The following is a 19,267-nucleotide window of genomic DNA, read 5'->3' on the forward strand; positions in this document are numbered from 1 at the left end:
CCACCAGCACAATGCAGTAGGTTTGCTTGAGCTCGCCCAGCAGCTCGATGATGCGTTGGGATTCCTCGTGACCCATACCGGCCATGGGTTCGTCCAGTAGCAGGATGCAAGGATCGGTTGCCAGTACCATGGCTAACTCGAGTTGCCGTTGTTCACCGTAAGAGATTTCCGCCGCAATCGTATTGATGCGGTCAGCGAGGCCAACCTGATGAAGAGCTTTTTCCGCAGCTTCCCGAACCAGTTTGTTGGTGTGGCGTGAGGCGAACAGGTTAAAGCTGCCCGCAAACCGTCGCTGTGCTGCGACCGCACAGTTTTCGAGGCAGGTAACATCGATATAGATGTTGGTTTTCTGAAAGCTGCGGCCGATACCACGGCGCACGAATTTCCAGGGTTTGATGCCCTCGATTCGTTCGCCCTTATGCAGGATGCAACCGCTTGTGGGCTTTAACGTTCCACACAGCATGTTAAGCAACGTGCTTTTGCCAGCCCCGTTTGGACCTACCACTCCGTGCAGTTGCCGGTCGTGAAACTGCAGCGAAATATCATCGAGTGCTTTTATGCCACCCCAGTGTTTACTGAGGGATTCCGTTTCCAGAATGATGTTGTCGGCCATGATCATTTCTCCAGCAGCTTTTCAAGATAACCGGCCAGGCCTTTGCGCAGTAGCAGGACCATGAGGATGATGGCGCCGCCCATAAACAGCATCCAGTCTTCGCTCATATGTTCGAAGAGATACAGCAGGCCTTCGTAAGTGATGGTGCCCAGAATGGCCCCGTAGATCGTCCCCATACCGCCAAGGATCGCCATCACCAACGCCGTACCGGAAACCTCCCAGGTCATGAACTGCGGGTTCACGTAACCGTACTGCAAGGCAAACAGCAGCCCGGCATAGGCCGCCAGGGTGCTACCGATGACATAGCTGATCAGGCGGAAGGCGAAGATGTTGTAACCCAGCGCCTCGGTACGCTCCGGATTCAGACGGCTGGCCTCCACAATGCGACCAAAGCGCGAGCGCAGTATGATCTTGATGACGAGCAGGGTAATTAGCACGGCCAGCAGCGCCAGATAGTAGAAGTGCGAAGGGTTATCCAGATTCAGGAAGTTCACGCCAAGAATGCTGGTTTCCGGCTTCATGAAAATGAACAGACCGTCGTTACCACCGAACTCCAAAGAGTCGAAGAAGAAGTAGTAGGCCATCTGTGAGATCGCCAGGGTAATCATAATGAAGTAAATGCCCGAGGTGCGGAGTACGACAACACCAACGATCAGGGCGACCAGGGCGCTGATTCCCAGGACGTAGAAAGCGTAGATCCAGAAGTTGACCGCTTCATACTCGGGCGTAAGGATAACGAACAAGTAGCCACCCAGTCCGTAGAAGAGGGCGTGCCCCAGGGTTACCAGGCCCACCCGCCCGACCAGAAAATCCAGCGACATCACAAATACGGCCAGGATCAGGACGGTGGTGATTTTCCCCACGAAGAAGGAGTTCTCTTCAAGGAACAGGGGAATGCATAGAGCGATCAGGAAGAAGATCGTCAGGAAAATGCGTTCAGTGCGCTTTTCAAAAATCATGTTCGGCTCCGCTTACTTGGCGAACAGGCCCTGGGGCTTCACCAACAGCACCAGGATCATAAAGATGTAGATAATCATGTTCGACATGGTCGGCATCAGGACGGCCGCAAAGGTGCTGATAATGCCGACCAGCAGCGCACCCACGAAGGCACCCTTGATGGAGCCCATACCTCCGATCACCACCACCACAAAACAGGTGATCAGCACGCTTTCCCCCATGCCGGGAACAATGGAGCGCATGGGCGCGGCGATGATGCCCGAAACGGCGGCCAGCATGACGCCGATGGCGAACACAATGGTGTAGAGGCTTTTGATATTGACACCCAGGGCTTCCACCATTTCCCGGTTGGATTCACCTGCACGTATCAGCATGCCCAGACGGGTTTTACTCACCACGAAATACAGGGCAACGGCAATGGCGATGCAGATAAGCGCTGCGAAAATCCGATAGATCGGGTAGCTGGAGTTGTCAGTGAAAGGCACGGCTCCGCTCAGCGCATCCGGAACAGCCACGCCGTAAGGATCATTGCCCCAGAGAATGCTTTGCAGGGAGTTGAATACGAAGATCATGCCAATGGTCAGCAGCACCTGATCCAAGTGGTTACGGTTATACAGCCGTTGAATCAACAGCCGTTCAATCAGTATGCCCAGGCCCAGTGCGACCACCGCCGAGAGCATGGCGGCGACCGTAAAACTGCCGGTGACAGCGACGAAGTACCACACCAGATAGGCGCCTACCATATACATGGAACCATGGGCCAGATTCAGAATGCCCATAACGCCGAAGACCAGGGTTAGGCCGGAGGCGATCAGAAACAGAAGCAACCCATACTGAATACCATTTATGAGTTGCACGAAGAAAAGTTCGGTAGACATAGGGATACCCAACGGTTTTACGGAGAAATCAGTTCAGGTGCAGGCAGGTAGTTTCGGGGAAAGCTCCCGGCGGTTGCCGGGAGCCAACGGGCCCGATCTCAGAGTTTGCAGCCACGGGCGGGGTCTTCCAGCGCCTCGGCAGCCACGCTTTGCACCACGTTCACGCCATCTTTTACTTCCCGCAGATAGATGTTCTGGATCGGGTTGTGGGCCTTGGAGAAAGTGAACTCTCCCCTTGGGCTGTCGATGGTCAGCTTCTCCATGGTGTTGATGACAGCCTGCTTGTCCGAAATGTTACCCTCGAGCTGGTTGATGGTGCTGGCAATGGCCTGCCCAGCGTCATAGCCCTGGACCGCGTATATGTCCGGATAGTGGCCGTATTCGGTATTAAAGGCCTCGCGGAATTCCTGGTTTTTGGGAACATCCAATTGCTCGGCGTAGTGCAGGCCGGTCATCACGCCTTCGGCGGCATCGCCTTGAGCCTGGAGAGTGCCTTCAGTGAGAAAGCCGGAACCCAGCAGCGGAATTTTTCCACGCAGGCCCATGGCGTCGTAGTCCTTCACGAACTTGATGGCGCCGCCACCGGCAAAGAAGGTGAACACCGCGTCCGGGTTGGTGGCTGCGATATCACTGATATGGGGCTGGAAGTTGGTGGACGGGAACGGCAGAAGAACCTTCTCGACAATCTCGCCACCACCGGCGGTAAACGATTCCTCGAATGCGTCCAGGCTCTCGCGGCCCATGCCGTAGTTCCAACTGATCGCGTATACCTTCTGGTAGCCCTTATCCAAGGCGACCTGCCCCATGGGGTAGGAAGGCTGCCAGGATGAAAACGAGGTCCGGAAGATATTCGGTGCGCACAGGGGGCCGGTGGCGGCTGCAGCTCCGGCGTTGGGGATAATCATGATGGTGTCCTTGCCGCGCAGCATCTTGATCATGCCCATGGCAACACCGGAGTGAACCGGGCCAATCACAAAGTCCGCTTCGTGCTGATTCAGCAGGGAAGAGGCCAGCTCCGGCGCACGGGAAGGTTTGGCTTCGGTGTCCAGCTCAATGTACTCGACCTCGGAGCCGTGCAACTGTTCGGCCTGCTGTTTCAGCGCCAATTTCAGGCCATCCCGGCCCGCTTCGCCCAGTTGTGCGTAAATGCCGCTAAACGGCAGCATGATACCGATTTTTACCGGGTCTCCGGCGGCCGCCAGGACAGAGGTTGAAAGCCCGGCGGTCAGGGTGGTTGCCAGTACAGCACCGGCAAGGGATTTGATCCTGCTCATTTTCACACCTCAGATTGTTGTTGTGGGTTCTGTCATTAGAGGCGTGAAGATGCGGCGAAAATATCCGTTTTCTGCACAGGGGTGTCCTCTAATTGCAGAGGCAATAACGGAACGTTGAAATTCAGTCAGTTGGCTGTTAAAAAAATGAGGGCGAACCAGTAATTCGGTTACAGCACGTCAGTCCTCCGTGCTGAGGTCGCCGTACAACTGTTGGGTGAGCTCCCGCTGAACCAGCAACCTGTCAGTAATACCCTGGACGACTTCCATCCGCGCCAGGGCCCCGTCCTGGATATCCTTCATTGCCTGTAACGCCTCGCCGGACTGGTCGAGGCACTGGTTACATGACTCGCGGATATTATCCATGCCGTTGCCCGCCTCCACTGAAGTGGTGTTCAGGCTGTTGGCGATGGCGCGAATGCCTTCGCTGGATTCGTTGGCGCGTACCGCCAGGTGTCGCACCTCGTCGGCGACCACCGCAAAGCCACGACCATGTTCCCCGGCACGGGCGGCTTCAATAGAGGCATTCAATGCCAGTAGGTTGGTCTGTTTGGCGATGTCCTGGATGTTACCGACGATGCTGCCGATTTCCTCGGACTGTTTACCCAATTGGGTGAAGACGTCATTGATGCTGTTCATGTAGGCCACCAGTTCCCGAATAGACGCCTCGGACCCGGAAATGCAGTTCGCGCTTTGGGCCACCTTGGCGCCGGAGGCTTTGGCGAGTTTGCCAGCCTCGTTCATTTCTTCAAGAATCACGTCCACATTGCTGCGCAGATCATCCAGGTGAGTAATCAGTTCTGGGTTGGGGGTTTCTGTTGAAGTTTGCGGAACAGGGATGTCGGGCACCGGTTCTGGTACTGCCTCTGCTTCTACTTTTGGCCCTGGGGGTTTTTCCCGGATGGTGACAATGGTCGGTTGCAGCCTGGCGCAGAACGCAAGCGAGGTAGCAACTACGCCGGCAGTGATGGTCGCAAGCGTGGTCTGTACTGTTCCGTCTGCCATGATGGCAAGGGCAGCGGTGCCGCCGATCGCGAGGATCAGCGTTCCGTAAACCGGCGCCTTGGACGATCCGGCTTCAGAGGTTTCTTGTTCGGAGATGTGGGTGTTGTTCATGGTGCTGTTTCCGCTAGGAATGGGTTCGCATGGGGCAGAAACGCTAAGTCATATATGCGGCTGAGCCTATCCGCACAATGCAGAGCTTTGTCCGAATTCTGAAAAGTGGCTTGGGAAGGAGTGGAAGGAACCAGGCCTGGATGCTACCGGGCCTGGTTTCAGGGGTGGCGCTCAGCCCAGGTTATTGATCAGGATTTCGCTGAATTGGTCCGGGCATTCAACTGAGGGGACGTGGCCAACCCGCTCCAGAATGATCGGTTCCTGCGCGCCACTGCAATGGGCCAGTGTCTTCAGGGTTTCCGGCGGCGTGGCAACGTCGTCGGAACCACCAATCAACTGGAGTGGCACACGGTGCTCGCCGAGTCTCTTTCGGTAGTCGACCCGCCCCAGCATTTCGCATAACAGGGCGTAACTGCGATCATCCCCGCGCCCCATGATCACGCGCCACCCTTCCACCAGGGCCGGTTGTTGGTCGCAGGCGGTCGGGCCGAACCAGCGCGGTACGATATCCACTGCCATGGTACTGAGACCGAGCTCCAATACGTTGGCAGAGCGGGTATTCCAGGCCTCGGGGGTGCCGATGACGGCGCCGGTATTGGTGAGTGTGGCGGAAATCAACCGGCCAGGATGCTGGCTGATGAGTTGCTGGCCGATTGCACCACCAATCGATGTGCCGACAAAGTGGAATTTTTCTGCGCCGGCCACTGCAACGAGTGCCAGTGTTTCCTCGGCCAGGTCTTCCGGCGTGATCTCATCGGACTGGTCTGGCCAGGCTGCACTTGCTCCGTGCCCTGGCAGGTCCCAGGTCATTACCCGGAATTTGCCCAGCAACGCTGGAATCATGTTGTCCCATACCCCTTGGGTCATGCCCAGGGGATGGGCCAATACCAACAGTGGTTTGTCGCCGTCACCCAGCAGGCGGTAGCAGAGGGTGCGGCCATTGTGTTTAAGAAACGCCATATTGGCTCCTCGGTTCAGACCCGTTCGATGAGTGTAGCAATACCCTGGCCGACGCCCACGCACATGGTACACAGCGCGTAGCGGCCGCCGCTACGTTGTAGCTGATGGGCGGCGGTCTGCAGCAATCGTGCCCCGGACATGCCCAGCGGATGGCCCAGCGCGATGGCGCCGCCGTTGGGGTTCACCCGGGGATCGTCGTCGGCGATGCCCAGCTCACGCAGAACCGCCAGGCCCTGTGCGGCAAAGGCTTCGTTAAGCTCGATCACGTCAATATCATCGATGCCGATGCCCTGTTTCTCCAGCAGTTTACGCACAGCGGGAACCGGACCCATGCCCATCACCCGCGGCTCGACACCGGCGGTGGCCATACCGAGGATTTTCGCCATCGGTTTCAGACCGTGGGTTTTTACGGCGCTTTCGCTGGCCACCAACATGGCAGCCGCACCGTCGTTGACACCGGAAGCATTACCGGCGGTCACACTGCCGTTGTCGCGGAAAGGCGTGGGCAGGGCGGCGAGCTTTTCGAGGGTGATGCTGCGAGGGTGTTCGTCGATATTGAACACCAGCGGCTCCTGCTTGCGGCGTGGAATACTGACTGGCACGATTTCTTCAGCGAAGGTACCCGCCTGTTGCGCCCGGGCGGTCTTCTCCTGGGAGCGCAGCGCGAACAGATCCTGATCTTGCCGCGATACCTGATACTGCTCGGCGACATTTTCCGCCGTTTCGGGCATGGAATCGGTGCCGTACTGTTTTTTCATCAGCGGGTTCACGAAGCGCCAGCCAATGGTGGTGTCTTCAATCTCCTGGCCACGGGAAAACGCGGAATCGGCCTTGCCCATGACATAGGGCGCGCGGGACATGGACTCCACGCCGCCGGCCAGCACCAGCTCCATTTCACCGGCGCGAATAGCGCGGAAGGCGCTGCCGACCGCGTCCATGCCGGAGCCGCAGAGTCGATTGAGGGTGGTTCCAGGTATCGAGGTGGGCAAGCCAGCGAGCAAAGCTGACATGCGAGCCACATTACGGTTGTCCTCACCGGCCTGATTGGCGCAGCCCATCATCACCTCGTCGATGGCAGCGGGGTCGAGCTCCGGCGCCTGTTCGAGCACCGCCTTGAAGACATGTGCGGCCAGGTCGTCCGGGCGAACACCGGCCAGGGTGCCGCCGAAACGGCCAATGGCCGAACGGCGGGGATGGCAAAGATAAACGTCAGTCATAGTGGACCTCATTGTTGGCCTTCATGATGGGCGCTGGTACGGGCTTTCAGGTCCCGCAGTACTTCCAGTTCTTTAGCGGTTGGCTCCGGCGTAGTGTCCAGCTGGTCCGCGAAACGGATGTCCCAGCCGGTAGCCTCAATCACCTGTTCCCGTGACACATTCGGGTGCAGCGAAGTCACGACCAGCTCTTTGGTCTCGGGATCCGGTCTCAGAATGCACAGGTCGGTGATCACCACGGTGGGCCCCCGGCCGATGTTGGGCACGTTGTCCCGCGCCTTACCGTCACGGCCGAAGCCGACGGTGGTTACGAAGTCCACATCCTTCACGAAGGTGCGCTTGGAGTGCTTGACGGTAATAAACACCTCTTTCGCATTGGTGGCAATCTCCGGAGCGCCGCCGCCACCGGGCAAGCGGACTTTCGGCTCCCGGTAGTCGCCGATCAGCGTGGTATTGAGATTGGCATAGCGGTCGATCTGGGCGGTGCCCAGGAAACCGATGCTGATATGCCCACCCTGGAGCCAGTAACGGAACATTTCCGGCACGGCGACCGTCGTCAGGGCGGATTCACACAGCTCGCCGTCGCCTATAGACAGCGGCAGTACGTCCGGCTTGGTCTGCAGGGTGCCGGACTCGTAAATCAGGGTAACATCAGGTGCGTGAGTGAGGCGCGCCAGGTTGGCTGCCTCACTGGGCAGGCCGATGCCGACGAAGCAGGTCATATCGCTGGTCAACGCCCGGGCGGCAGTAACGCTCATCATTTCCGAAGAGGTAAATTCAAGGCTCATTACGCAGCTCCTTTGTCGAATACGTTGTCTTTCAGCCAGGTTTGAAAGGTTTCCCGATCCCGGGCGATGCCGTCCCACTCTTTGTAGAAGGCGTTGTCTCGGTCGTAATAGCCCAGGGCATAGGACGGGCTGGCACCTTTGGGCGCCTCGGCGATGGCGGTAATGGCCCAGGACGGCAAAACGCAAGCGTTCACACTGGCGCCCAGGTCGTCGACAATTTCTTCTACCGTTACAATGCTGCGTTTGGCGGCCAGCACCACTTCCTTCTGGATGCCGACGATGCCTTCTATCAGCACGTTGCCCTTACGGTCGGCGCGCTGGGCGTGAATCACGGCGACATCCGGGCGCACGGACGGCACTGCAGCCAGGCGCTCACCTGTGAACGGGCAGTCGATGAATTTGATCTGGTCATTCACTTTCGGCAGGTCGCTGCCTATGTAACCGCGCAGAACTGCGAACGGCAGTCCGGCAGCACCGGCCTCGTAGGCACAGGCCATGGCGGCGTGGCTGTGCTCAAGAATCTCCAACTTGTTGGGCCAGCCTTTCTCGACCGCGTCTCGCAGGCGGTGCAGGGAGCCGACACCGGGGTTGCCACCCCAGGAGAAGATCAGTTTTTTGGCGCAGCCAGCGCCGATCATCTGGTCGTACACCAGGTCCGGGGTCATGCGGATCAGGGTAAGATCCCGCTTTTCCTGACGAATGATCTCATGACCTGCCGCGAACGGAATCAGGTGCGTGAAGCCTTCCATGCAGATCGTGTCGCCATTGTTGATGTGGCGGCTCACGGCTTCCTGAAGGGAGAGAAATTCAGCCATTTAAGTGTCTCCATCATGCTCTGCTAGATAAGTTCGCTATACGAACCAATGTTTAATATGCGAACATAATGGCGTGATTATTTTGGTGTCGTCAAGTACAAATTTTCACCAGTTGGCAAAAATGCATCGATGTTCGGAGTGCGAACCAACTGTTACCATGCGTGGATACTGATTTCCGAAGGTGCTGAAGGAGCCCGAATGGACGAACAGATTCTTAAGCCGGGGGACCGGGATTACGTGGGCGCCCTGGCCTCGGGGCTGGAGGTGCTGCAGGCTTTCGATGCCGAACATCTCCGCATGACCCTGAGTGAAGTAGCGGTCCGGACCGATATGGACCGGGCCAAGGCGCGGCGGTTTTTGCTGACGCTTCATGCCCTCGGATTCGTCAAGCGCAGTGGCCGTCAGTTCGAGCTGACTCCCCGGGTATTGCAGTTGGGTTATGCCTATCAGGCTTCGAACCAGTACCGCGCGGTGATCCAGCAACACCTGGAAGACATTACCGCTGAGCTGGGGGAGTCCTCCTCACTGGCAGTGCTGGACGGCGACGAGGTGGTCTATGTGGTGCGCTCGGCGGCCCGGCACCGGCTGATGGCCATTACCCTGTCGGTGGGGACCCGCCTGCCAGCAGCCTATACCTCCATGGGGCGGGTGCTGTTGGCGCAGTTGCCGGAAGCCGAGCTGGATGCTTTCCTGGCCCGGGTGAAACTTGAAGCGTTTACAGCTTCATCGGTGACCAGCAATAGTGTTTTGAAGGATAAAATCATCAAGATCCGAGAGCAGGGCTATTCTATTGTGGATCAGGAGCTGGATTCGGGCTTGCGTTCCGTGGCGGTGCCGGTGTTTTCCGGTAACGGTGAATTGCTGGGGGCGATCAATATCAGTACCAACGCTGCGCGGGTGGATATGGAAACCCTGACCGGAGAGTATTTGTCACGCCTGCAAAGCGCAGTTGGGAATATCCGGGAAACGACGCGCTGATTATGCCGGATTACGGGCGCGACTGATTCAGCGCACCCCTTACGGATACCTCCCGCTCAACCGATTCTCCACCAGCTCATCCAGAATGGTATTCGCCAGCCGCATCACCGCGTTGGGGTTCTCGCCCCGACGCCGGGACGCAATCACCGGTGTGGAGATGTTATCGTCTTCCAGTGGCATGTAATCAATTCCTTCCCGGTGCAAGCGTCTGACCTGTTCTGGTACCAGCGTGAAGCCCATATCTGAAGCTACCAGTGAGAGCGCGGTCTGCACGTCATTCACCTGTTGGATCACATGGACCCGCAAGCCCCTGCGGTGAAACAGGCCCAGAGTGATGTCGGCGAAATTCGGGCCCGGTCCGGACGGAAACGTGACCATCGGGTACCTGGCGAGTTCCGTCATGGACGGCGGGTGCTGGGTCAGCGGGTGACCGGAGGGCAGTGCAGCAATCAGTGGCTCATCGAACAGCAGTTCCTGGTCGACAGCCGGGTCCTCGATCCGAACCCGGCCGAAGCCGATATCGATCTTGCCATTTTTCAAAGCATCCACCTGCTCCCGGGTTTTCAGTTCATGGAGAATGATTTCCAGATTCCGGTTGCGGCGCAGACGGCGGACCATCAAGGGTAGCTGGCCATAAAACACGGACGGCACAAAACCGATGGAGAAGACGGTTTTGCGATGTTGGGCTATCCGGCGAGTGTCTTCGACGGTGGCCTCGACCTTGTGCAGGATTTGGCGTGCCTGTTCGAGAAAGTATTCTCCCCCGGACGTCAACTCCAGCCCTCTGGGTTTTCGCAAAAACAGTTCCACACCCACTTCTTCTTCAAGCTGTTTAATGGCGCGGGTCAGGGGAGGTTGCGCGATAAACAGTTTTTCCGCCGCCCGGGTCAGATTGAGCTCTTCGGCCACTGCCACGAGGTACCGCAGGTGTCTTAGCTCCATCCATACCTCCAGGGTATCGGTTAGTACTTAATCAATATTGGTTCATATCGTTGAAACTTCGTACTGTTCGAATTACAGGCATTTTAACTTGCGATTCGGAGAGCCCATGTCCGCCACCATTCAGTCCATCGAAGCCATTCTGGTTGATATCCCGACCATCCGGCCACACAAGCTTTCGATGACAACCATGGGCGTTCAAACCATGGTTATTGTGCGCCTGAGGGATTCCGACGGCATCGAGGGGTTGGGTGAGGCCACCACCATCGGCGGCCTGGCCTACGGCCCGGAAAGCCCCGAAAGCGTGAAGCTTACCATTGACACCTATTTCAAACCGCAACTGATCGGGCAGCCCTCGGATAACATCAATACCCTGAGGGTAATGTTAAACCGCTCAACCCGTGGCAACAACCTGGCCAAGTCCGCGATTGAAACCGCGCTGCTGGATTTTCAGGGCAAGCGGCTGAACTGTTCGGTGTCCGATCTATTTGGCGGTGCCGTGCATGGGCACATTCCAGTGCTTTGGACCCTGGCCAGTGGTGACACGGAAAAAGATATCGAAGAAGCTCTCGGCCTGATCGAAACCGGGCGCCACTGTGATTTCAAACTCAAGATCGGCTCACGAGCGCTGATGGACGACGTTCGGCATGTGGCTGCGATCAAGGCCGCCGTTGGTGAAACCGCCAGTGTCCGTGTTGATGTGAACCAGGCGTGGGATGAAGCCACCGCCGCCAGGGGCATGGCGGAATTACAGGCTGCAGGCATTGATCTGGTGGAGCAGCCCACACCGATGAAAGATTATGCCGCGTTGGTACGTCTGGCTCAGAAGTTTCATCTCCCCATTCTGGCCGACGAGGCGGTTGCCGATGCCAGCGAAATGTACAGCCTTGCCGCCGCCGGTTTTTCCGGTGCCGTCGCCCTCAAGATCGCCAAGGCCGGTGGCCCGGTGCGGGCCCTGGAACAGGCGGCCGTTGCGCAAGCGGCGGGTATCGGCCTCTATGGCGGCACCCTGTTGGAGGGCACGATCGGCACGGTTGCCGCCCTGCACGCCTGGTCCACTCTGGAAACCCTGCGCTGGGGCACCGAAATGTTCGGCCCGCTGCTGATGAAAGACGACATCGTGGTCAAGCCGCTGAACTTCCATAACAACGGCGTGGACCTGCCCAAAGGCCCGGGCCTGGGCATCGACATTGACGAAGACAAACTCGCTTTCTATCGCCGCAAAGACCAATAAACGGAGAAACGCACATGCTGTTCAAAGTTGAAATGAAGGTGAACATCCCGCACGACATGCCAGCTGACGTTGTGGCTGACATCAAGGCTCGGGAAAAGGCGTACGCCCAGGCTCTGCAAGAGCAAGGGAAGTGGCGTCACCTTTGGCGGGTGGCAGGCAGCTACGCCAACGTCAGCATCTTTGATGTGGAAGATAACACTGAATTACAGGATCTGGTCAGCAACCTTCCGCTGTTCCCCTATATGGACATTACCGTGGCGCCGCTATGCCGTCATCCGTCCTCGATTCATGAGGATGATCGTTAACCCCGTATTCGTCACTACCGACGACCGAAGAGCACGTTGTTGCCAACTGATGGGATGTCTTGAGCAACAAAAACAAAAGACCGAGGAGACCAACAATGACCGTTAAAACCATGCAAACCGCTGATGTGAAGGAGCTGCTGGAAAAAGTAGCCGGATTTGATCAGGACGGTGGTAACCAGCGAATGAAGAAGATTGTTCACCGCGTGATGCACGATATCTTCCAGATTGTTGAGGATTTCGACGTCACCCCTGAAGAATTCTGGAGCGCCGTTTACTACGTAGGCGAGCTGGGTGCCAACGGTGAAGCGGCCCTGCTGGCTCCAGGCCTGGGCATGGACCGTTACCTGGACATCCGTCAGGATGCCGAAGACGAACAGGCCGGACTGACCGGCGGCACGCCCCGCACCATCGAGGGCCCGCTGTACGTTGCCGGTGCGCCCATCAGCGATGGTTTTGCCCGTATGGACGATGGCTCCGACAACGACGCGGAAGTGATTCTGATCAAAGGTCAGGTTACCGACGAGAACGGCGAGCCATTGGCCAACGCCATTGTCGACATCTGGCACGCCGACACCAACGGTGCTTACTCCTACTTCGACCAGTCCCAGAGCGAGTACAACCTGCGCCGTCGCATCAAGACCGATGGCGAGGGTCGTTACGCTGCCCAGAGCATCATGCCGTCTGGCTACGGCTGCCCGCCGGAGGGTTCCACACAGCAGTTGCTTGACCAGCTTGGTCGCCACGGCCAGCGCCCTGCACATATCCATTATTTCGTGTCCAAACCCGGCCACAAGCACCTGACCACCCAGATCAACATTGCCGGCGACGAATACACCTACAGCGATTTTGCCTTCGCCACCCGCGAAGAACTGGTGGTGGTCGCCAATAAAGTGGATCAGTCCGAAGTCGGTGCGCAGCACGGGGTCACCGGTCCGGTTACCGAGGTTGAGTTCAACGTGACCCTGGTCGCCACCGACAAGCCCGAGCTTCAGGAACGCCATGCACGTCAACGCGCGCTGGAAACAGACGCTGCCTGAGCGCTGCCCAAGAACAAGAGGAGTCAGATGACATGACCATAAAACTCGAAAAACTTGCTGAAAAGGTCCGCAATGCCGTTGTTGCAGACCCGGAGACCGGTCGCTACCAGTGTGACCGCGGTATCTTCACGGACCGTGAACTATTTGACCTGGAAATGAAGTATATCTTCGAGGGCAATTGGGTTTACCTGGCCCACGAAGAGCAAATCCCCGAGCCGGGCGATTACTTCACCGTGACAGTTGGACGTCAGCCGGTGGTCATTACCCGGACCAAAGACGGTGAGCTCAAGGCGATTCTGAATACTTGCTCTCACCGCGGTGCGACCCTGTGTCGCAAGAAGCGTGGTAACAAGACCTCCTTCACCTGTCCTTTCCATGGCTGGACTTTCCGCAATGATGGCCAGCTTCTGAAGGCAAAGGACCAGAAGACGGGCGGTTACCCGGAACAGTTCAACACCGACGGCTCCCACAACCTGAAGCAGATGCCAAAGTTTGGCAACTACCGCGGTTTTCTGTTTGGAAGCCTGAGTGCCGATGTGGTTCCCCTCGAGGAACACCTGGGTGAAACCACCAAGATCATCGACAACATCGTGGACCAGTCGGAAGACGGCCTGGAAATTCTCCGCGGCAGCTCGACCTACACCTACGAGGGCAACTGGAAGCTGACGGCTGAAAACGGTGCGGATGGCTACCACGTGGGCTCCGTGCACTGGAACTATCTGTCCACCATGGGTCAACGTAACTATGAGAAAGGAGGCACCGAAGCGGTCGACGCCAAGAGCTGGTCCGCGGACGGTGGTTTCTATTCCTTTGAAAACGGTCACATGATGCTTTGGACCCGGCTATTGAATCCGGAAGTACGCCCGATCTTCAGCCAGCTTGAACGCCTCAAGGAAACCTACGGTGAGGCTCGAGCGGACTCCATTGTCCGTACCACCAAGAATCTGTGCCTGTACCCTAACGTTTATCTGATGGACCAGTTTTCAACACAAATTCGTGTGACTCGTCCCATCGGCGTCAACAAGACGGAAGTGACCATCTATGCCTTTGGTCCGAAGAACGAGCCGGCAGAATTGCGCACCAAGCGTATCCGCCAGTATGAGGATTTCTTCAACGTGACGGGCATGGGTACTCCGGATGACCTGGAAGAGTTCCGCGCCTGCCAGAACGGTTACGAAGCCAGCGACATGCGTTGGAATGACATGAGCCGTGGTGCAACGCATTGGATCGATGGCCCGGACGAGCATGCCAACCAGATCGACATGAAGCCGATTATGAGTGGGGCGCGGCCAGACGATGAAGGCTTGTATGTGAATCACCATCAGCACTGGCAAGTCGAGATGACACGCGCCATTGAGGCAGAGCGTGCCCGTTTCATTCCTGTGACTTCAGAGGAGACTTCGTCATGAGCCTGAGTTACCACGATATCGAGCAATTTATCATCCGCGAAGCGCGTTTTCTGGATGACCGTGATTGGGACAGATGGCTGGAGTGTTACCACGATGACGCCACTTACTGGATGCCCGCCTGGGACGACAACGATGAGTTGACTGAAGATCCGCAAAGCGAGATTTCACTCATCTATTACCCCAATAAGGAGGGCCTGGAGGATCGCATCTATCGGATCAAGACCGAGCGGTCCGGTGCCAGCTCCATGCCAGAGCCACGGACCACGCACTTCATCAGCAATCTGGAGATCCTGTCCCAGGACGACAGTGAAGTGAAGCTGCGGTTCAACTGGCTGACCAAGGCCTACCGTTACAAAAAGATGGCCGAATTCTTCGGAACCTCCTTTTACACCCTGGACATCACCGGCAAGCAACCGCTGATTCGGGAGAAACGGCTGGTTCTGAACAACGATTGCATCAATCAGGTATTGGACGTTTACCACCTGTAATTGATGGGGAGAGCATCATCATGAGTTACAACATTGCGCTTAATTTCGAAGACGGCGTTACCCGTTTTGTGTCCTGCAACGAAGGCGAAACGGTTCTGGATGCTGCCTATCGTGCAAAGATCAACCTGCCCATGGATTGCTCCGATGGCGTGTGTGGCACCTGTAAGGGTGCCTGTCACCAGGGGGAATTCGACCTGGGAGACGAGTACCTGGAAGAGGCCCTGTCCGATGAAGAACTGGAGCAAGGCATGGTGCTCACCTGCCAGATGGTGCCGTCCGGTGACTGTGTGGTGGAAGTACCGGTCGCTTCCTCCATGTGCAAGACCGGGAACGCCGAAGTCAGTGGTACTGTCGCCGAGGTCAATCTGATTTCACCGACGTCCATCGAGCTGAAGATCACTGCAGACGACGACCTGGCGTTCCTGCCGGGCCAGTACGTCAACATCGAGGTGCCGGAGAGTGCGGAAACCCGCTCCTATTCGTTCAGCTCGAAGCCTGGCAGCCGGGATCTGAGCTTCCTGATCCGCAACGTGCCGGGTGGTCTGATGAGCTCCTGGCTGGTGGGCAAGGCGCGTACCGGCGACAGAGTCAAACTGACTGGCCCCATGGGCAGCTTTTACCTGCGGCCGATCGAGCGTCCGGTGCTGATGCTGGCCGGCGGCACTGGCCTGGCACCGTTCCTGGCAAAGTTGGAGCACATGAAGGCCACCGGCTGTGACCTTCCGACCCATCTGGTGTACGGCGTCAGCAGTGAGGAGGACCTGGTGTGCCTGGACATACTTGACCGCTTCACCGAAGAGCTGGAGAACTTTAGCTACGTCACCTGTGTGTCCGGCGACGACAGCAACCATCCACGCAAGGGCTATGTTATTCATCACATGGACGAAGCGCCGCTGAACGAGGGCGATGTGGACGTTTATCTGTGTGGACCGCCCCCGATGGTGGATTCTGTGCTGGGCTTCTTCCGCGAGAAGAACATCAAGCCCAACTCGTTTCACTATGAGAAATTCGCACCCAGTGCGCCAGCAACCAAGGAGAAGGTCGCATGAAAGCCCGTTTCACTCAGAAGGTCATGGTGATTACCGGTGCTGCCCAGGGTATCGGCAAGCGTGTAGCCGAGCTGGCCGCCGCAGAAGGTGCCCGGCTACTGCTCGTCGATATTGCGGATTATGTCCAGGGGTTCGCCGCAGAGTTGCGTGACCAGGGCGCCGAGGCCGTCGCGGTTCAGGCCGATCTGGAAACCTGGGACGGCGCTGAAACCATTATGGCAGAAGCGAAAAAACAGTTCGGCCGCATCGATATCCTGATCAACAACGTTGGTGGCACCATTTGGGCCCAGCCGTTCGAGCATTACACGCCCGCGCAGATTGAAAAAGAAATCCAGCGTTCGCTGTTCACTACGCTGTGGTGCTGTCGCGCGGTACTGCCTTACATGCTGGAGCAAGAAGGCGGTGTGATCGTGAACGTCTCATCGGTGGCAACGCGCGGGTTGATGAGAGTGCCCTATGGCGCGGCCAAAGGCGGCGTGAACGCACTGACGGTGAATATGGCGTATGAGTACGCACCGCACAATATCCGTGTGAATGCTGCGGCACCTGGCGGTACCGAGGCCCCGCCGCGCTTGACCCCGCGCAATGCCAATAAGCAGAGCGAACAGGAAAAGGCGTGGTATCAGGCGCTGATTGACCAGACCACGGACAACAGTTTGATGAATCGTTATGGAACCCTGGACGAGCAGGCTGAACCGATCCTGTTCCTGGCATCGGATGCCGCCAGTTATATTACCGGGACGGTCATTCCCGTTGCAGGAGGCGATCTGGGGTGAGGTTGAATCTATAACAAATTCTAACGGATTCACGCTTATGTCGAGATTTCTGAAAGACCTTTCCCTGCCGGCGATTGTGGCCGGCTTTCTGGCTGTGCTGGTGTCCTATTCGGGTCCGCTGGCCATTTTTTTCCAGGCAGGGGCGAGCGCGGGTATCTCCACCGAGATGATGACCTCCTGGGTTTGGGCCATTTCCATGGGTGCGGCGATCTCCGGCATCATCCTGTCTATCTGGTTAAAGGCACCCGTGGTTACCGCCTGGTCCGCGCCGGGTACTGCGCTGCTGGTTACGCTGTTCCCGGAGTTGTCCCTGAATGAAGCCATCGGTGCCTACATTACCGCCGCGATTATTATCTTTATCATCGGCGTGTCCGGCACCTTCGATGCCTTTGTGCGTGCCATTCCCAAGGGCATTGCCGCTGGCATGATGGCGGGTATCCTGTTCCAGTTTGGTGTGGGCGCGTTTACGGCGATTGAAACCACTCCCGCGCTGGCCATTGGCATGCTGGTTTCTTATGTCGTATTTCGGCGATTCTTTCCGAAGTACACGTTGGTTCTGTTGTTGATGGCGGGTGTTGTACTGGCTGTGGTACTTGAAAACGCCTCCCTGGCCGGTGTGCGCTGGAGCATGGCTGTTCCCCACTTCATCCAGCCGGAATGGACTATTGGTTCAACTCTCAGCTTGGCGATCCCACTGGTTTTAGTCAGTCTCACGGGGCAGTTTCTGCCGGGTATGGCGATTATTCAAGGCGCGGGTTATGACGTAAAAGCGAAGCCAATCATCGGAGTTACAAGCCTGGTTTCTTTGCCGATGGCTTTGTTTGGTGGTATTACCACGGTTGTTGCGGCCATCACTGCCGCTATCTGTACCAGCAAGGACGCCCACGAAGACCCCGACAGGCGTTACATTGCCGGCGTCTTCAACGGGGTTTTCTATCTGATTGGTGGTCTGTTCGCGGGTACCATTGTCAGCTTGTTCACCGCATTGCCAGCCGCTTTCATTGCCGTGCTGGCAGGCCTTGCCTTACTGGGAGCTATTGGCGGTAATCTGGCCGCTGCGCTGGAGGACGTCAGCCATCGAGAGGCCGCACTCATCACCTTTATTGTGACGGCCTCCGGGATGTCCCTGTTCGGCTTGTCCTCCGCGTTCTGGGGAGTGGTTATCGGATACGTCAGCTACCTCGTTCTGAATGGGAGCGTCAATAAAAAATGAGTTTTGTACTGCTCTACCGATCCAGCAACTCGACCCAATGCTGCACTGGCACTTGAGCCTTGGTTTCCAGGTGTAACTGGCACCCGATGTTGGCGGTGACGATGCGGTCGGGTTGCTCGATGGTGAGGGCTTCGAGTTTGTTTTTCAGCAGTCGCTGGCTCATTTCCGGTTGCATGATGGAATAGGTGCCAGCGGAGCCGCAGCACAGATGTTTGTCTTTGGTTTTAGTGAGGTTAACGCCAGCCCGGGTCAACACCTGCTCTACCAGGCCGCTTTTCTGCATCGCGTGTTGCAGGGTGCAGGGGCAATGAAAGGCGACTTTCTCCGGATTGTTCTTCAATTCCAGTTTTGATAAATCTTCTGCCAGCAGCACGTCGCTGATGTCTTTCGTCAGTTCACTGACCCTTTGTGCCTTGTTGGCATAAACCGGGTCATGGCGCAGCAGGTGACCATAGTCCTGCACCATGGCGCCACAGCCGGAGGCGGTCATGACGATGGCTTCGGCACCGGCTTCGATGGCAGGCCACCAGGCGTCGATGTTGCGGCGCATGAAGTTGAGGCCTTCCTCATGAGCAGACAGGTGATAGCTCACCGCACCGCAGCAGCCCGCTTCCGGAGCTTCCACCAATGTAATACCGAGTTTATCCAGTACCCGCGCTGTAGCGGCGTTGGTGGTGGGGGCGGCGGAGGACTGCGCACAGCCAGCAAGTGCCATCATCACACGGGAATGGCTGGTGGTGGGCCACGGTGAGGCTCGGCGGCGGGGGGGCACCTTGGTTTTCAGCGCGCCGGGTAATAGCGGTTTGAAGAACTGGCCGAGATACAGCAGCGGCCCAAAACGTTCGCTGTAAGGTAGTATTTTACGCAACGCCAGACGCATCAGACGCTGCTGGCGGGGCCGTTCCAGCTTCTGCTCTATCACGCCACGGCCAATGTCCACCAGACGGCCGTACTCGACTCCTGAGGGGCAGGTGGTTTCGCAAGCGCGGCAGGTCAGACAGCGGTCCAGGTGGTCCCGGGTCTTGCTGGTGACTTCGGCGCCTTCCAACATTTCCTTGATCAGATAAATGCGACCTCTCGGGCCGTCACGTTCGTCATTGAGCTCCTGATAAGTCGGGCAGGTGGCGGTGCAAAAACCGCAGTGGACGCATGCCCGCAGTATTTCTTCGGCCTCCTGGCCTTCCGCAGTGTTCTGGAATTCGGCAACAAGATTGGTCTTCATGGAGC

At 57.4% G+C, this 19,267-nt stretch carries 20 protein-coding genes; 9 read left to right on the plus strand and 11 right to left on the minus strand.

The window, feature by feature from the left end; genetic code table 11:
- From WEB64_RS12565 to WEB64_RS12605, 9 genes are all read right to left on the minus strand, one after another.
- Positions 1-613, minus strand: a 613-nt coding sequence (locus tag WEB64_RS12565; RefSeq protein WP_368065645.1) for an ABC transporter ATP-binding protein, incomplete at its 3' end; no start/stop codon positions are given.
- A gap of 2 nt (positions 614-615) precedes the next feature.
- Positions 616-1,572 carry a branched-chain amino acid ABC transporter permease gene (locus WEB64_RS12570; protein ID WP_368059094.1) on the minus strand — a complete coding sequence of 319 codons (957 nt, stop codon included), beginning with the start codon at positions 1,570-1,572 and terminating at the stop codon, positions 616-618.
- A 12-nt stretch (positions 1,573-1,584) separates the two neighbouring features.
- On the minus strand, positions 1,585-2,448 hold the full coding sequence (locus WEB64_RS12575; RefSeq protein WP_368059096.1) for a branched-chain amino acid ABC transporter permease: 864 nt from the start codon (positions 2,446-2,448) through the stop codon (positions 1,585-1,587).
- A 98-nt stretch (positions 2,449-2,546) separates the two neighbouring features.
- Complete coding sequence (locus WEB64_RS12580) at positions 2,547-3,722, minus strand: ABC transporter substrate-binding protein (RefSeq protein ID WP_368059098.1); 1,176 nt, start codon at positions 3,720-3,722, stop codon at positions 2,547-2,549.
- A gap of 177 nt (positions 3,723-3,899) precedes the next feature.
- Positions 3,900-4,835, minus strand: a complete 936-nt coding sequence (locus tag WEB64_RS12585) for a methyl-accepting chemotaxis protein (RefSeq protein WP_368059100.1) — start codon at positions 4,833-4,835, stop codon at positions 3,900-3,902.
- Between the two features lie 171 nt (positions 4,836-5,006).
- On the minus strand, positions 5,007-5,795 hold the full coding sequence (locus WEB64_RS12590; protein ID WP_368059102.1) for an alpha/beta fold hydrolase: 789 nt from the start codon (positions 5,793-5,795) through the stop codon (positions 5,007-5,009).
- A 14-nt stretch (positions 5,796-5,809) separates the two neighbouring features.
- Positions 5,810-7,012 carry a 3-oxoadipyl-CoA thiolase gene (gene pcaF / locus WEB64_RS12595; RefSeq protein ID WP_368059172.1) on the minus strand — a complete coding sequence of 401 codons (1,203 nt, stop codon included), beginning with the start codon at positions 7,010-7,012 and terminating at the stop codon, positions 5,810-5,812.
- An 8-nt stretch (positions 7,013-7,020) separates the two neighbouring features.
- A complete protein-coding gene (locus WEB64_RS12600) occupies positions 7,021-7,797 on the minus strand; it encodes a CoA-transferase subunit beta (RefSeq protein WP_368059104.1) in 777 nt (258 codons plus the stop codon).
- Positions 7,797-8,612, minus strand: a complete 816-nt coding sequence (locus WEB64_RS12605) for a CoA transferase subunit A (RefSeq protein WP_368059106.1) — start codon at positions 8,610-8,612, stop codon at positions 7,797-7,799. Before WEB64_RS12605 ends, WEB64_RS12600 begins: the two co-directional genes overlap by 1 nt.
- A 198-nt stretch (positions 8,613-8,810) precedes the next feature.
- Between WEB64_RS12605 and WEB64_RS12610 the strand changes: the two genes are divergently transcribed.
- A complete protein-coding gene (locus WEB64_RS12610) occupies positions 8,811-9,590 on the plus strand; it encodes an IclR family transcriptional regulator C-terminal domain-containing protein (RefSeq protein WP_368059108.1) in 780 nt (259 codons plus the stop codon).
- A gap of 39 nt (positions 9,591-9,629) precedes the next feature.
- On the opposite strand, the gene WEB64_RS12615 is transcribed toward WEB64_RS12610, so the two are convergent.
- Positions 9,630-10,532 (minus strand): LysR family transcriptional regulator, encoded by a 903-nt coding sequence (locus WEB64_RS12615; protein WP_368059110.1) that lies wholly within the window; start codon positions 10,530-10,532, stop codon positions 9,630-9,632.
- A gap of 106 nt (positions 10,533-10,638) precedes the next feature.
- On the opposite strand from WEB64_RS12615, the gene WEB64_RS12620 reads away from it, so the two are divergent.
- The 8 genes from WEB64_RS12620 to WEB64_RS12655 all read left to right on the plus strand — a co-directional run bounded on the left by WEB64_RS12620 (position 10,639) and on the right by WEB64_RS12655 (position 18,040).
- On the plus strand, positions 10,639-11,763 hold the full coding sequence (locus tag WEB64_RS12620; protein ID WP_368059112.1) for a muconate/chloromuconate family cycloisomerase: 1,125 nt from the start codon (positions 10,639-10,641) through the stop codon (positions 11,761-11,763).
- A gap of 14 nt (positions 11,764-11,777) precedes the next feature.
- On the plus strand, positions 11,778-12,068 hold the full coding sequence (gene catC, locus WEB64_RS12625; RefSeq protein ID WP_368059114.1) for a muconolactone Delta-isomerase: 291 nt from the start codon (positions 11,778-11,780) through the stop codon (positions 12,066-12,068).
- A 95-nt stretch (positions 12,069-12,163) separates the two neighbouring features.
- Positions 12,164-13,105, plus strand: coding sequence for a catechol 1,2-dioxygenase (gene catA, locus WEB64_RS12630; protein ID WP_368059116.1), 942 nt, complete (start codon positions 12,164-12,166; stop codon positions 13,103-13,105).
- A 32-nt stretch (positions 13,106-13,137) separates the two neighbouring features.
- On the plus strand, positions 13,138-14,514 hold the full coding sequence (locus tag WEB64_RS12635) for a Rieske 2Fe-2S domain-containing protein (protein ID WP_368059118.1): 1,377 nt from the start codon (positions 13,138-13,140) through the stop codon (positions 14,512-14,514).
- A complete protein-coding gene (gene benB, locus WEB64_RS12640) occupies positions 14,511-15,002 on the plus strand; it encodes a benzoate 1,2-dioxygenase small subunit (RefSeq protein WP_368059120.1) in 492 nt (163 codons plus the stop codon). Before WEB64_RS12635 ends, benB begins: the two co-directional genes overlap by 4 nt.
- A 20-nt stretch (positions 15,003-15,022) precedes the next feature.
- A complete protein-coding gene (benC, locus tag WEB64_RS12645) occupies positions 15,023-16,051 on the plus strand; it encodes a benzoate 1,2-dioxygenase electron transfer component BenC (RefSeq protein WP_368059122.1) in 1,029 nt (342 codons plus the stop codon).
- Positions 16,048-16,827: a benzoate diol dehydrogenase BenD gene (gene benD, locus WEB64_RS12650; RefSeq protein ID WP_368059124.1), complete on the plus strand. Its 780-nt coding sequence runs from the start codon at positions 16,048-16,050 to the stop codon at positions 16,825-16,827. Before benC ends, benD begins: the two co-directional genes overlap by 4 nt.
- A 37-nt stretch (positions 16,828-16,864) precedes the next feature.
- Positions 16,865-18,040, plus strand: coding sequence for a benzoate/H(+) symporter BenE family transporter (locus WEB64_RS12655; protein WP_368059126.1), 1,176 nt, complete (start codon positions 16,865-16,867; stop codon positions 18,038-18,040).
- 13 nt (positions 18,041-18,053) lie between these two features.
- On the opposite strand, the gene glcF is transcribed toward WEB64_RS12655, so the two are convergent.
- The gene (glcF, locus tag WEB64_RS12660; protein ID WP_368059128.1) at positions 18,054-19,262 is read right to left on the minus strand and encodes a glycolate oxidase subunit GlcF; all 1,209 of its coding nucleotides are present in this window, start codon (positions 19,260-19,262) and stop codon (positions 18,054-18,056) included.
- Positions 19,263-19,267 lie beyond the last annotated feature (5 nt).

It is taken from the genome of Marinobacter sp., from assembly GCF_040882185.1.
Classification (GTDB): domain Bacteria; phylum Pseudomonadota; class Gammaproteobacteria; order Pseudomonadales; family Oleiphilaceae; genus Marinobacter.